Genomic DNA, 13,454 nt, shown 5'->3' on the forward strand with positions numbered 1-13,454 from the left:
TGGCGCGGCCGTTAACCGGCCGCAGGACTGGTGAGGGAGGGCCGAATGATCGCGGCGAAGGCATTCCGGCTCGCACTGCTGGCGGCGGGCACCGCCGGCGGACTTTCCGGCGCGGCGTACGGGCTGCTCAACGGGCAGGCCGGGTACGCGCGGCGGGTGATCGGCCCACCGGCCAACGATCCCCTGCGCGCCGACGGCATCCACCTGCCCAGCGGCAGCGGCCCGGTGCCGCGCAGTGACCTCTCCGACGGCTCCGAGCCGCTGGAGTTCGCCGTGCTCGGCGACTCCGCCGCCGCGGGGCTCGGCGTCGACTTCCAGGCGGATCTGCCCGGGGTGCGGCTGGCCCGCGGCCTGGCCGAGGAGCTCGACCGGCCGGTCGCGCTGACCACGCACGCGATCGTCGGCACCACGTCGCAGGAGCTGGCCGCGCAGGTGGACGCCGCGCTGCTGCGCCCGCCGAAGCTGGCGCTGATCATCATCGGGGCCAACGACGTCACTTCGAAGCTGCCGGTGTCGGCCTGCGCGGAGCTGCTCGGCGACGCGGTGCGGCGGCTGATCGACGCGGAGGTCGCGGTCGTCGTCGGCACCTGCCCGGACCTGGGCGCGATCCGGCCGATCCCGCAGCCGCTGCGTTCCATCGCGCGGCACTGGAGCCTCGCGCTCGGCCGCGCGCAGCGGCGCGTGGTGGAGGCGGCCGGTGGGCGCGCGGTGCCGCTGGCGGACCTGCTGTCGCCGGAGTTCCTGGCGCGGCCGGGCGAGTTCTTCAGCCCGGACCGGTTCCACCCCTCGGCGGCGGGTTACGAGGCGGCGGCGGCGATCCTGCTGCCCGCGATGTGCTCGGTGCTCGGCGAATGGCGGGGCGGCCCGCTGCCGCCCGCCCCGACCAGGTCGAAGGCGGCCGAGGCACGCCGCCCGACCAGCCGGATCGTGGCCCGGCTCAACCGCAGGCTGCACCGGCGCGGGAACCCCTGAGCTCACCCTCCACCCGTGAGTGCTTTGGGGCGCTACAGCACCCCAAAGCACTCACGGGTGGTGACCAAGGCGACGTACTGACCGGTCGGTTTGGGGCTTGTCCGGTGACCGTCGTCACCGCGAAGATGGCGGTACCGGATCTAAAGTGACCGTTTGGTAGGCCATGTCGCCCTGAGGCGGCCGCACCGCGTTTCGCGGCCGCGAACAAAGGAGTTCCCATGCCCGAAGCAGTCATCGTCGCCACCGCGCGCTCCCCCATCGGCCGAGCAGGCAAGGGCTCGCTGAAGGACCTCCGGCCCGACGACCTCACCGCACAGATCATCCGCGCCGCGCTGGCCAAGGTGCCCGAGCTGAACCCGGCCGACATCGACGACCTGATGCTGGGCTGCGGCCTGCCCGGCGGCGAGCAGGGCTACAACATGGCGCGCGTGGTCGCCGTGCTGCTCGGCCAGGACCAGCTGCCCGGCACCACCGTCACCCGCTACTGCTCGTCGAGCCTGCAGACCACCCGGATGGCGCTGCACGCGATCAAGGCCGGCGAAGGCGACGTGTTCATCAGCGCAGGCGTCGAGATGGTGTCCCGGTTCGCCAAGGGCAACTCCGACTCGCTGGAGGACACCAAGAACCCGCTGTTCGCCGAGGCCCAGGCGCGCACCCAGCAGACCGCCGAGCAGGGCGCGGACTCCTGGACCGACCCGCGCACCCTCGACGTGATCCCGGACGTCTACATCCCGATGGGGCAGACGGCCGAGAACCTCGCCCGGCTCAAGGGCATCAGCCGCGACGAGATGGACGACTTCGGCGTCCGCTCGCAGAACCTGGCCGAGAAGGCGATCGCCAACGGCTTCTGGAGCCGCGAGATCACCCCGGTCACCACCCCCGACGGCAAGGTCGTCGACGCCGACGACGGGCCGCGGGCCGGCGTGACCAAGGAAGGCGTCTCCGGGCTCAAGCCGGTGTTCCGCCCGGACGGCCGGATCACCGCGGCCAACTGCTGTCCGCTCAACGACGGCGCCGCCGCGCTGGTGATCATGAGCGACACGAAGGCCGAGCAGCTCGGCCTGACCCCGCTGGCGCGGGTCGTGTCGACCGGCGTCTCCGGCCTGTCGCCGGAGATCATGGGCCTCGGCCCGGTGGAGGCGTCCAAGCAGGCGCTCGAGCGCGCCGGGCTGGGCATCGGCGACATCGACCTGGTGGAGATCAACGAGGCGTTCGCCGCCCAGGTGATCCCCTCCTACCAGGACCTGGGCATCCCGCTGGAGAAGCTGAACGTCAACGGCGGCGCGATCGCGGTGGGCCACCCGTTCGGCATGACGGGCGCCCGGATCACGACGACGCTGATCAACTCCCTCCAGTGGCACGACAAGCAGTTCGGCCTGGAAACCATGTGCGTCGGCGGCGGCCAGGGCATGGCGATGGTCTTGGAGCGCCTGTCCTGATACAGGCGATGAGCAAAGGGCGCCTCTGACCGAAGACTCGACCAGAGGCGCCCTTCATTCCGGACAAAACCGCCCACAGGAGAGAAGAAACGGGCCCAACCATCCAATAGGACGGTTGGGCCCGTTCCCGTGCCTCTGGCGGACCTTGCAATCAACTACTGCGAACCGCCGCCGCGACGTTGAAGAGCGCACTGCGGGAGCCGTCGCAAGCGGCGAAGCCGCTTAGCCCACCCTCGCAACTCGCACCGCCGCGGGTTCTCAGAAGCCTTCTCGCGAGGACAGCCCCGATGCCGCGTATTGGTCATACGTAAGTCGGGGATCCCGGAGTCGAGAAGGCTTCTGAGGTTCCGCCACCCGCACCGCTACGCAGAACGAGTCCAGAAACGGTCTTCGTCAGTCGCTGCTTTGGAAGTAGGAGAGCAGGCGGAGGATCTCCAGGTAGAGCCAGACCAGGGTGGTCATCAGGCCGAAGGCGATGTACCAGGCGAACTTGGCGTCCACGCCGCCCTTGATCGCCTGGTCCGCGGCGTCGAAGTCGAGCAGGAAGCTGAACGCCGCGATGCCGATGCACAGCAGGCTGAACGCGATCGCGAGGCCGCTGCCGTCGCGCAGGCCCAGTCCGCCCGGGGTGAAGAAGCTGGCGATCATGTTGACCAGCATCAGCACCGCGACACCGGCGAGGGCGCCGATGATCCACTTGGTGAGCTTCGGGGTGACGCGGATGGCGCCCGTCTTGTAGACCACCAGCATGGCCGCGAAGACACCGACGGTGCCCGCGATGGCCTGGATGATGATCCCCGGGTTGCCGACCGCCAGGGCGATCACGTAGCTGATGCCGCCGAGGAACACGCCCTCGACCGCCGAGTAGGCGATGACCAGTGCCGGGCTGACCTTCTTCTTGAAGATGATGACCAGCGAGATCACCAGGCCGATGATCGCGGCCGGCAGGGCCAGCGCGACGGCCGGCGGGCCGACCAGGTAGGTCAGGGTGCCGGTGATCACCGCCAGGCCGAGCGTGATCGCGGTCTTGGTGACCACGTCGTCGATGGTCATCGGTCGCGCGGTCTGCGGCGGCGCAGCCGGCGCCTGGCCGTAGGGCGCAGCAGGCTGCCCCTGGCCGTAGTTGAAGTTCGCGTAACCGCCGGTCGTCGGCAGGTTGCGGAACGCTGGGTTGCTCGATGTGCGCAACTCATCCTCCTGGGGCGTGCTTGCGCCGTCACTCGGAACAACGATCGGGGGCGTTGACCGGTTCCCGGTTCGGTAAAACCGACTTTACCGTTCGATCTCGCCGCTCCCCATCGAGGCGGGGCACTTACTGGGTATCGATTTCGCGAACAGTAACGATCGCATCGCGTCGCCAACCGATCACCGGCGCTGCGACCGGTAGGCGACGGACGAGGCCGGGACGCCTGCGGTGCGGCCCAACGGGTGACCGAACCGAACGGTCCGTGCGCGACCGTCGGCGGGCAGTAACCGGAAAGGTCCACCTAATGACCTCTTGTGGGCACACTCCGTGATCGGAATCATCGCGTGAGGCGACCCGTGCTCCTGGTCGGGGTCGGAGAACGAGCACGTGGCGCCTCTCACCTCCACCACCGGAACTGGAGCTTCATGCGCATGTTCAGGAAATGGCTCACGGCGGTGCTCGGCACCGCCGTGCTCGCGGGGGGCAGCTTGCTCGCCACCCCCGGCGCCGCTAGTGCCGACCCGCAGGAGGCGATCGGCCACGAGACCCGGCCCGGGCAACCGTACCGGGGCAACCCGGAACCGGACCGCGACTGGCTGGGTTCCTACCTCGTCAACGGGCAGCAGGTCTGGTGCGTGCAGTTCGCGCTGACCGCTCCGGACAGCGGCGAGGAGTACCAGCCGGGCGACGAGCTCAAGACCAAGTGGGGCACGCAGCTCCCGGACGACGTGGCGGCGAACATCTCGTACCTGCTGCTGCGCTACGGCAACACGCAGTCGCCGGACGAGGCCGCCGCGCTGGCGCACCTGCTGCACTCGTGGACCGCCGCGCCGCGCAGCCAGGCGGACCTCGACCCGGAGAACGACTTCAAGCGCATCGGCTACGACGTCGACGCCCACTTCGCCAAGCTGCCGCAGGGCGTGCAGGCCGCTGTCGAGGAGCTCAAGGCGGAAGCCGCGGCGAACCGGGGCCCCTGGAAGGCCGAGCTCACCGCACCTGAGGGCGAGCAGACCATCGGCCAGGCCGCGGACTGGACGCTCGCCGTGCAGCGCACGGACGACAAGGGCGTCGGCGGCGTCCCGGTCGAGCTCGCGCTGACCGACGCGACCGTCGAGGGCCTGGACGCCGACGGCACCGTCACCACGCCGGAGGACGGCAGCCCGCTGGCGCTGAAGGTCACGCCGACCGGCCCGAACCCGAAGATCACCGGCAAGCTGTCCGCCCCGGCCGAGCGGCCGTACGTGCGGCAGGCCGTCAACCAGCCCGACACGACCCAGCGCGTCGTGTCCACCGGCGGCGAGCAGGAGCTCTCCATCGAGGCCACCGCCACCGCGGTGACCGCGCCCGGCGTGGTGCACGTCGGCAAGGTCGACGCGGAGAGCCAGGCGGGCATCGCCGGCGTCTCGCTGCGCGTGACCGCCGCGGACGGTTCGCCCGCGCTGCGCCAGGACGGCACCCCGCTGCTCGGCGAGGACGGGCAGCCCCTCGTGGTCGTCACCGGCGAGGACGGCACCGCCACCGTGCCCGACCTGCGCACCCCGCAGGAGATCAAGCTCACCGAGGTCGCGCCCGCCAAGGGCTACGAGGAGGCCTTCGACGAGGCGAACCCGCCGTCGGTGTCCGGCACGGTCCAGCCCGGCGAGACGCTGGAGCTGAGCCTGGCCAACACGCCGAACACCCCGACCGTGCCGATCCACATCCCGGCCGGTGACCCGACCCCGGCGGACGGCGGGACTCCTGCCGGACTGATCGGCGGCCTGGCGGGCCTGACCCTGGTCGCGGCCTTCGGCGCGGTGGCGGTGCGCCGCCGGATCGGGGCGGGGCGGCAGCAGTGAGCAAGTCTCGACGTTCCCTGTTCGCGCTGGTGGCGGCCGGCGTCATCGGACTGGTCGCGGCGGTCGTCCTGATCGCCGGCGGCCTGTTCGGCGGCGATCAGCCGGCCGCCCTGACCGTCCCGGTCGCCCCGGCCGAACCGACACCGCACGCCGCGGCCGTCGCCCCGCAGGCGCTACCCGCCCAGCCGGTGCACGTGCCGGCCGGGCAGCCGCCGGGCACGATCCGGCTGCCGCAGGGCGGCACGGCGGAGCTCGTGCGCAAGGAGATCGACCGCTCGGGAACCCTGCCGGTGCCGGACGGCGTCGGCGAGGCGACCTGGTGGGGCGCCGGGCTGGACGCGCCGAAGGGCGCGACGGTGCTCGCCGGGCACGTCAACTGGAAGGGCACCGTCGGGCCGTTCGCCGAGCTGTGGGAATCGCAGACCGGCCAGCCTGTCACCGTCGTCGACGACGCCGGCCGGGAGTACCGGTACCGGGTGTCGGAGGTCGTCACGGTGGACAAGGACGAGCTGCCCGGCCGGGCCCGCGAGCTGTTCGGCCAAGGCGGCGCGCATCGTCTGGTGCTGGTGACCTGCGGCGGGCGCTACGTCGGCGGTGACCTCGGCTACGACGAGAACCGCATCGTCGTGGCCACCCCGGAGTAACCGGCCCGGCCGCCCCCTGGGCGGCCCGGCGGACCATCCCGGAACGAGCGAAAGGGCCGGTGGACTTCCTCCACCGGCCCTTTCGCCACTTCCGAACCACGGAACCTTCGTTCCGTTCGCCGCAATTTCAATGGAAATCAGAGCTCTGATTTCCATTGAAATTGCGGACCTAACGTCTCTTCTTGCCCTTCTTGGCCGACGCGGCCTGCTTCCCCGGCCGGTTCTTCGGCTGGTTCTTCTTGCCTCCCGGCCGGTTGCCCGGCCGCTGGCCGTTGGCTCCGCCGGCCTGACCGCCGGCAGGCTTCGCGCCGCCCGTCGTCGCCGCAGCCGGCTCCGCGTCCTCTTCGCCGTTCTTGGCCTCGGCGCGCACCGGCTTCTGGCCCGGCTTCGGCCGCGGGGCCGCCTTCTTGGCCTCGATCTCCTTGGCCTTCTCGCGCTCCTGCTCGTGGTCGATCTTCTTGGTCAGGAAGTGCTGCTGGCCCAGCGTCCAGACGTTGTTCGCCAGCCAGTACAGCAGCACCGCGATCGGCAGGAACCAACCGGAGATGATCGCGCCGATCGGCGCGATGTACATCATGAACTTGGCCATCATGGCCGACTGCGGGTTGGCCATCGCCGCGTCGGTCTGCTTCTTGACCGACAGCCGCATGGTGAAGAACGTGGCCACCGACGCGATGAGCATCAGCGGGATGCCGACGATCATCATGGACGTCCGGTCGGTGCCGAACAACGCGAGCTGGTCCGCCGGCTGGGTGATCCAGTTCCCCAGCTTGGCGCCGAAGATGTCGGCGTTGATGAACGACTCGACGCCGGCCCGGTCGAAGATGTAGTTGCTCTCCGCGCCCGGGTGGAAGTTCTGCAGCACGTGGAAGAGGCTCAGGAAGACCGGGATCTGCAACAGCGCGGGCAGACAGCCGCCGAGCGGGTTCACCCCGTGCTCGGACTGCAGCTTCTGCATCTCCTGCGCCATGCGCTGGCGATCGCCCTTGTACTTCTCGCGCAGCTTCTGGATCTGCGGCGCGAACTTCGCCATCTTGCGGCCCGCGCGCAGCTGGCTGATCGCCGGCTTCAGCAGCACCACGCGCAGCGAGAACACCAGGAAGAACACCGAAAGCGCCCAGGCGAAGCCGTTGTCCGGCCCGAGCACGGCGCCGAAGACCTTGTGCCAGAACCACAAGATCGCCGACACCGGGTAAAGGATGAAGGAGAAAAAGTCTGCCACTCAGCCACTCCTGGTCATGGCCCGGCTATCCGGCGCAACCGGGGCGTACGTGCGCAGCCGCACCCGTGCGAAATGCAGGAACAGCCAACCCAAGGGTGCCATGCCCGGCCATAACACGGCCGCCGCCCCCTGGAAATGTGACGCGACCCGAGCCGCCCGGCCCGTGGGACGGACCCCGTTTCACCTGCTCACCCGGTCGGGTGACGAAAGCGACCAGCCGAGGATCCCGTCCGGGTCGAAGCGCCGCTTCAGCGCCGCCGAGAGTTCGCGCACGTCCTCCGACACGTAGCGGCGGTACATATCCGCGTTCTTCGGCCCGATGCCGTGCTCGGCGCTGAAGGTGCCGCCGTGATCCCGCACCGCCGTGTCGTAGACGAGCCGGCGCACGCCATCGACCGCGTCGGGGTCGGCGGCGACCTGCACGGGCAGCGGCAGGATCAGGTGCAGCCCGCCGTCGCCGTAGTGGCCGAGCTCGATCGGCGTGATCTCCGGGTGCCTGGCGGCGAGGCGCGCGAGCACGTCGCGCCGGAACGCGGCGATCTCGCTGCGCGGCGTGGACACGTCGAAGCTCCACACGGGGCTCATCCGCTCGGTGATCTCCGGGATGGTGTGCCGCACCTGCCACATCTCGGCCGGGCCGCCCACCCGCGCGCCGATCAACCAGCCGCGCTCGTCCAAGTCGGCGAGCACCGCGAGCAGCCGCTCCTCCGCCGAGCCGTCCGGCGCCCCGACCTCCACCAGCATCGCGTGGTGGTGCGGCGACGGGACCCGGCGGAGCAGCGCGCCGTGCCGGTCGGCGAGCAGGGCTAGCGCCGACGGCGAGGCGACCTCGCAGGCGGAGAGCCACTCCGCGCAGGAATGCTCGAAGACGTTCAGCACGTCCGGCATCCGGTCCTCCGCCACCGCCAGCCACGCGGCCGCCCGGCTGCGCGGCAGCGGCGCCAGCTCGACGCTCGCCGCGGTCACCACGCCGTACTCGCCGCCGGTGCCGACGAACAGCTGGCTGACGTCGAGGCCCTCGTTGCACTTCCGCAGCGGTTTGAGCCGGTCGAAGACCGTGCCCCGGTCGTCCGGCACCACGGCCTGCACGCCGAGGAGCCGCCGGCGGACGTCGCCGTAGCGGATGACGTGCGAGCCGGCCGTGTTGGTGGCGACCATGCCGCCGACCGACGGGCTCGACCCGACCTCGACGGGCAGCTGCAGCGAATGCTCCGCCAGCCGCTCGTTGATCTCGTCCAGCCGCCACCCGGCGCCCGCGATCAGCGTCCGCGCCCGCGGATCGACCGAGAACGGCTCCCGCAGCCGTTCGGTGGAAAGCACTCCCCAGCCGCCGGAGGCGTCCGGCAGTCCCGCGCCGACCAGCCCCGAGTTCGCGCCCTGCACCACCAGCCTGGTGGCGTTCCCCCTGGCCCAGGCCAGGACGGCCCGGACCTCGTCCACCGTGGACGGGCGGACCAGGAACGCGGCCGCACCGGTGAGCAGGTTCGGCGCGATCTCGTAGCGCCGCAGGTCGGCGTCCGGCGGCAGCAGGCCGGCCGCGCCGACGATCGACCACAACTCCGCGAGCCCCGTCACGACGCACCTTCCACGACCCGGTCCCTGGACGGCGCCTCGGCCGGTTTGGTCTCCCGGAGCATGAAGATGGCCCCCAGCGCGGAAACCACCGCGATCGCGGCGATGTAGATGGCCGGCGACAGCCCCGAACCGGTTGCGGCGATCAGGAACGTGCAGACGTACGGCGCGGTGCCGCCGAAGACCAGGTACGCCAGGTTCTGCCCGATGGCGCCGGAGCTGTAGCGGACGTGCGGCGGGAAGAGCTCGGCGGTGATCAGGCTGTTCACCGGGCTCATCGCGCCCGCCATCAGCGCGAACAGCGCCTGACCGAGGAAGGCGGTCCAGAAACCGCCCTGCGCGGAGAGCAGGAATCCCGGGATCGCGACCACCGCGAACCCGACCGTCGCGTACACCATCATCGGCTTCCGGCCGAAGCGGTCGGCCAGGTATCCGTGCAGCGGCGCGGTCGCGATCAGCACGCCGTAGGCCGCGGCCGAGGACCACAACGCCTCGGTACGGGCCATCCCGGCGTGCTGGGAGAGGAACGTGGGCCAGTAGGTGCCCAGCACGTAGAACGCCACCGAGTTGATCATGATCAGCACGAACAGGGTGGCGATCGGCTTGCGCTGCGTGCGCAACGCCTCGGCCAGCGGAGCCTGCTCGACGTCGGCGGCGTGCTCCAGCCGCTTGAACTCGGGCGTCTCCTCGACCTTCAACCGCAGGTAGAGACCGACCAGGCCGAGGGGCAACGAGAGCAGGAACAGCGCCCGCCAGCCCCACGCCTGCATCGCCTCGACGCCGACCCCGCTGGTCAGCGCGGCGGTGATCATGACGCCGAGGGCGGACGCGGCGAACGTCGAGATGGACAGCGCGCTCATGTACAGCCCGCGGCGGTGCGGCGGCGCGTACTCGACGATCAGCACCGAGGCCCCGGTGAACTCGCCGCCGGCGGAAAAGCCTTGCAGCAAGCGCATCAGGAGCAGCAGCAGCGGAGCGCCCACGCCGATCGCGGCGTAGGTCGGCAGCAGGCCGATCACCGCCGTCGACCCGGACATCAGCAGCACGATGACCGACAGCGTCGTCCGGCGGCCCACCCGGTCGCCCATCCGACCGAAGTACAGCGCACCCAGCGGCCGCACGAAGAACGCGAGCCCGAAGACCGCGAAGGTGGCCAGCAGCGATGCCGCCGGATCCGAGTTCGGGAAGAACTGGGCGGCCAGCACCGGGGCGAGGAATCCGTAGAGACTGAAGTCGAACCATTCGACGAAGTTGCCGATGCCGGCGGCGGCGATCACCCGGCGCAGCCGCACCGGAGCCGTTCGTGCTTGCTCAGCCATGGAGGTCCCCTCGCTGGAAGCGGGCGGGTGCGGACGGCTGCCGGGACCCGAGCCCGTCGCGGTGAATACGGCGACGCTAGTCCGGGCCCGGCTGTTGACCATTGCCCGTTCGTCCTGCATCAATGCCGATATGGCTAACGATCCGACGGTCCAGCAGCTCCGGGTCTTCCAGGTGCTCGCCGAGGAACTGCACTTCGGCCGGGCGGCGCAGCGGTTGCACCTGACCCAGCCCCCGCTGACCCGGCACCTCCAGGCGTTGGAGCAGACGATCGGGGTCCGGCTGCTGGACCGCAGTTCCCGGCGCGTGGAGCTGACGGCGGCGGGCGCGGCGTTCGCCGCCGAGCTGACCGGCGTGCTCGCCCGGCTGGACCGGGCGCGCGACATCGCCCGCCGGGCGGAGCAGGGGCAGATCGGCCGGCTGGCGATCGGGTACGTCGAGCCGCTGGCGATCGACCTCCTGCCGCGCGTGCTGCGCGGCCTGCGGCAGCTGCACGCCGACCTCGACCTGCAGCTCCACGAGCTGCACACGGACGAGCAGGTCGAGGCGCTGCGCACCGGCACCATCGACTGCGGCCTGCTGCGCGCCCCGGCGAACGTCGACCCGGAGCTGGACTTCGACCCGGTGGGCAACGACGACCTCGTAGCGGCGCTGCCGGTCACACACCGGCTGGACTCCCCCGAGATCGACCTCGCCGAGCTCGCCGACGAGGAATTCGTCATCTACCGGCGGGATCTCGGCCAGGGCATGATCACCGCGACGCTCACCGGTTGCGCGGCCGCCGGGTTCACGCCGACCGTGCGGCACCAGGCCCAGAGCACCCCGATGCTGCTGACGCTGGTGGCCGCGGGCGAGGGCGTCGCGCTGGTTTCCGGCCAGCTCTCCCGGATTCCGCGGCCCGGGGTGAAGTTCGCCCGGCTGCGGGGAAATCCGGCGAAGTCGACGGTGATGCTGACCTGGCGGCGCGGCGAATCCAGCCCGGTGCTGCTGAACCTGCGGCACCTGCTGAAGAACTTCGGGCACGACCATGCCGATTCGGGCATCGATCGCAGCGCAAATCGCAACGGCGAGGCATCGGCGCGGTCCTAGCGTCGTGTCGGCACGCCGTCACGAAGGGATCACCATGGACCGCACCGACGTCGCCTGGCGCGGCTACTTCAGCGCCCTGCCCACGCCCTTCGCCGGCTCCGGCGAGCTGGACCTGCCGGCCTTCCGGGCGACGGTGGAGCTGTTCGTGCGCCAGGGCGTGCACGGGCTGCTGGTCAACGGCAGCACCGGCGAATGGCCGCTGCAAACCCTCGACGAGCGCCGGCGGCTGGCGGCGGCGGCCGTCGAAGAGGCGGCCGGGCGGGTGCCGGTGATCGTCGGCGTGATGCACCCGCGCACCGCGGACGCCGTCGAGCTCGCCCGGCACGCCGAGCAGATCGGTGCCGATGCGGTGATGGCGGCGCCGCCCGCGGGCGTTCGGCCCACCGCGCGCGAGCTGCACCGGTACTACGTGGACGTCTTCGGCGCCACGAGCCTTCCCGCCTGGCTGTACAACTTCCCGCAGGACGCCGCGGCAGACATCTCGATCGAGCAGCTCGACGAGCTCGTGGCGATCCCGAACGTCGTGGCGATCAAGCAGAGCACTCCCGACGACCGGACGTTCTACGCCACCATCGAGGCGGTCTCGGACCGGGTCCTGGTGTTCGGGAACCTGCTTTCCCGGCTGGGACTTTCCGCCATCGCGGGCGGTTTCGGCGGCGACGGGCACTTCAGTTCCGGGATGCTGCTCGGCGAGCGGATGCCCCGGTTCTTCGAGCTGGCGTGGCAGGGGCGGCTCGACGAGGCAGCCGAGATCGCCGACACCAACGCCCGGCTGATGTCCCGGCTGCGCGGCGCGGGCACCGACGGCTACAACTGGCGCTACGGCGGCATGCAGGCGTCCCTCAAGGCCGCCATGAACCTGCTCGGCCAGCCGGCCGGGCTGCCCCGCGAGCCGAAGCTGCCGATCACCGACCCGGATGCGCTCGAGGAGATCCGCGAGGCGCTGCGGGAGGCCCGACTCGCGGTGTGACCTGCCTTGACGGGCCCGGTCGCTCCGGCGCGCCTAGCGTGTTCGCCGGAGCGAGGAGGACCGGGAGTCGACGATGGCGGACGCGGACAAGGGCGGCGAGAGCACGCTCACGGTGCTGGTGGCGCTGGGCATCAACCTGGCCATCGCGGCCATGAAGGCGTTCGCCGGGGTGATCACCGGGTCGGCGGCGATGCTCTCCGAGGCCGCGCACTCGGTGGCCGACACGTGCACCGAGGTGTTCCTGCTGACCGCGCTGCGGCGCTCCGGCAAACCCGCCGACGCCCGCCACCCGTTCGGCTACGGCAAGGAGCGGTACTTCTGGTCGCTGATCGCCGCGATGAGCATCTTCGTCTCCGGTGCCGTCTTCGCCTTCATCGAGGGCTTCCGGACCCTGCTCGGCCCGCCGGAGGAGCAGACCCAGCCGCTGGTCGGGTACGTCGTGCTCGCGATCGCGTTCGTCCTGGAGGGCGTGTCCTGGCTGCGCGCGATGCGGCAGGTGCGGGCCGAGGCCGCCGAGAGCGGCGACAAGATCCTCCACCACCTGCGGATCTCCGACGATCCGACGGTCAAGACGGTGCTGTTGGAGGACAGCGCCGCGCTGGCCGGGCTGCTGCTCGCGTTCGCCGGGCTCGGGTTGCACCAGCTCACCGGGTCGAGCGCCTGGGACGGGCTCGCCTCGCTCGCGATCGGCGCGCTGCTGGCCGCGGTCGCCTACACCATGGCCCGCACCAACCTGGGGCTGCTGATCGGCCAACAGGCCGACCGGCGACTGCTGGCGGCCGTGCGGAACAGGCTCGCGGAGCAGCCCGAGGTGGACTTCATCGTGGACGTGCTGTCCATGAACACCGGGACCGACCGGGTGCTGTTCTGCGCCCGCCTGGACTTCGCCGCGACGCTGGACTCCACCGAGCTGGAACGCGCCGTGGTGCGCATCGACTCGATGCTGCGCGCCGAATTCGCGCAACTGGACGAGGTGTTCCTGGAGCCGGTGCCGCGCAACGACCCGGAGCTGCGCGCCCGGGTCCTCGCCCGCTACGGCCACCCGCTCTAGCTTGGTTTTTAACTTCTGGCGTGGGTAGCACGGACCCGGTTGATCATGAACGCAGCCCTTGGTTGATCATTCCTCTTGCCACAGAAAGAAGATCGATCCAAGGGCTGCGATGGCTAGTGTGCACGATCCCGATCGTGAGGTTGCGTTCGGGGAGTTG

General features: G+C 70.8%; 11 protein-coding genes. 7 read left to right on the top strand and 4 right to left on the bottom strand.

Going from position 1 to position 13,454, the window contains the following annotated elements:
- Window positions 1-45 precede the first annotated feature (45 nt).
- Window positions 46-972: an SGNH/GDSL hydrolase family protein gene (locus AC07EQ_RS39700; protein WP_478392958.1), complete on the top strand. Its 927-nt coding sequence runs from the start codon at window positions 46-48 to the stop codon at window positions 970-972.
- Between the two features lie 218 nt (window positions 973-1,190).
- Complete coding sequence (locus AC07EQ_RS39705; RefSeq protein WP_478392959.1) at window positions 1,191-2,411, top strand: acetyl-CoA C-acetyltransferase; 1,221 nt, start codon at window positions 1,191-1,193, stop codon at window positions 2,409-2,411.
- A gap of 393 nt (window positions 2,412-2,804) precedes the next feature.
- On the opposite strand, the gene AC07EQ_RS39710 is transcribed toward AC07EQ_RS39705, so the two are convergent.
- A complete protein-coding gene (locus AC07EQ_RS39710) occupies window positions 2,805-3,599 on the bottom strand; it encodes a Bax inhibitor-1/YccA family protein (protein ID WP_478392960.1) in 795 nt (264 codons plus the stop codon).
- A gap of 429 nt (window positions 3,600-4,028) precedes the next feature.
- On the opposite strand from AC07EQ_RS39710, the gene AC07EQ_RS39715 reads away from it, so the two are divergent.
- Window positions 4,029-5,432 (top strand): MSCRAMM family protein, encoded by a 1,404-nt coding sequence (locus AC07EQ_RS39715; RefSeq protein ID WP_478392961.1) that lies wholly within the window; start codon window positions 4,029-4,031, stop codon window positions 5,430-5,432.
- The gene (locus AC07EQ_RS39720) at window positions 5,429-6,076 is read left to right on the top strand and encodes a class F sortase (RefSeq protein ID WP_397526125.1); all 648 of its coding nucleotides are present in this window, start codon (window positions 5,429-5,431) and stop codon (window positions 6,074-6,076) included. Before AC07EQ_RS39715 ends, AC07EQ_RS39720 begins: the two co-directional genes overlap by 4 nt.
- 169 nt (window positions 6,077-6,245) lie before the next feature.
- Here the strand turns inward: AC07EQ_RS39720 and yidC are convergent, their stop codons facing one another.
- From yidC to AC07EQ_RS39735, 3 genes are all read right to left on the bottom strand, one after another.
- Window positions 6,246-7,298 carry a membrane protein insertase YidC gene (yidC, locus tag AC07EQ_RS39725; protein ID WP_478392962.1) on the bottom strand — a complete coding sequence of 351 codons (1,053 nt, stop codon included), beginning with the start codon at window positions 7,296-7,298 and terminating at the stop codon, window positions 6,246-6,248.
- Between the two features lie 180 nt (window positions 7,299-7,478).
- Window positions 7,479-8,873: an FAD-binding oxidoreductase gene (locus tag AC07EQ_RS39730; protein ID WP_478392963.1), complete on the bottom strand. Its 1,395-nt coding sequence runs from the start codon at window positions 8,871-8,873 to the stop codon at window positions 7,479-7,481.
- Window positions 8,870-10,189, bottom strand: coding sequence for an MFS transporter (locus tag AC07EQ_RS39735; RefSeq protein ID WP_478392964.1), 1,320 nt, complete (start codon window positions 10,187-10,189; stop codon window positions 8,870-8,872). Before AC07EQ_RS39735 ends, AC07EQ_RS39730 begins: the two co-directional genes overlap by 4 nt.
- Window positions 10,190-10,319: 130 nt before the next feature.
- Between AC07EQ_RS39735 and AC07EQ_RS39740 the strand changes: the two genes are divergently transcribed.
- The 3 genes from AC07EQ_RS39740 to AC07EQ_RS39750 all read left to right on the top strand — a co-directional run bounded on the left by AC07EQ_RS39740 (window position 10,320) and on the right by AC07EQ_RS39750 (window position 13,297).
- On the top strand, window positions 10,320-11,276 hold the full coding sequence (locus AC07EQ_RS39740; RefSeq protein ID WP_478392965.1) for a LysR family transcriptional regulator: 957 nt from the start codon (window positions 10,320-10,322) through the stop codon (window positions 11,274-11,276).
- 34 nt (window positions 11,277-11,310) lie between these two features.
- Entirely contained in the window at window positions 11,311-12,246 is a 936-nt protein-coding gene (locus tag AC07EQ_RS39745; RefSeq protein WP_478392966.1) for a dihydrodipicolinate synthase family protein, read from the top strand.
- 73 nt (window positions 12,247-12,319) lie between these two features.
- Window positions 12,320-13,297, top strand: coding sequence for a cation diffusion facilitator family transporter (locus AC07EQ_RS39750; RefSeq protein ID WP_478392967.1), 978 nt, complete (start codon window positions 12,320-12,322; stop codon window positions 13,295-13,297).
- Window positions 13,298-13,454: the final 157 nt, after the last annotated feature.

The sequence above is a fragment of the Saccharopolyspora sp. NPDC045839 genome, assembly GCF_056431645.1.

What these genes read in the sequence shown, in the direction of transcription:
- AC07EQ_RS39700 (WP_478392958.1), top strand. Translation starts at nt 46, where the DNA reads ATGATCGCGGCGAAGGCATTCCGGCTCGCACTGCTGGCGGCGGGCACC.
- AC07EQ_RS39705 (WP_478392959.1), top strand. Translation starts at nt 1,191, where the DNA reads ATGCCCGAAGCAGTCATCGTCGCCACCGCGCGCTCCCCCATCGGCCGA.
- AC07EQ_RS39715 (WP_478392961.1), top strand. Translation starts at nt 4,029, where the DNA reads ATGTTCAGGAAATGGCTCACGGCGGTGCTCGGCACCGCCGTGCTCGCG.
- AC07EQ_RS39735 (WP_478392964.1), bottom strand. Translation starts at nt 10,189, where the DNA reads ATGGCTGAGCAAGCACGAACGGCTCCGGTGCGGCTGCGCCGGGTGATC.
- AC07EQ_RS39740 (WP_478392965.1), top strand. Translation starts at nt 10,320, where the DNA reads ATGGCTAACGATCCGACGGTCCAGCAGCTCCGGGTCTTCCAGGTGCTC.
- AC07EQ_RS39745 (WP_478392966.1), top strand. Translation starts at nt 11,311, where the DNA reads ATGGACCGCACCGACGTCGCCTGGCGCGGCTACTTCAGCGCCCTGCCC.
- AC07EQ_RS39750 (WP_478392967.1), top strand. Translation starts at nt 12,320, where the DNA reads ATGGCGGACGCGGACAAGGGCGGCGAGAGCACGCTCACGGTGCTGGTG.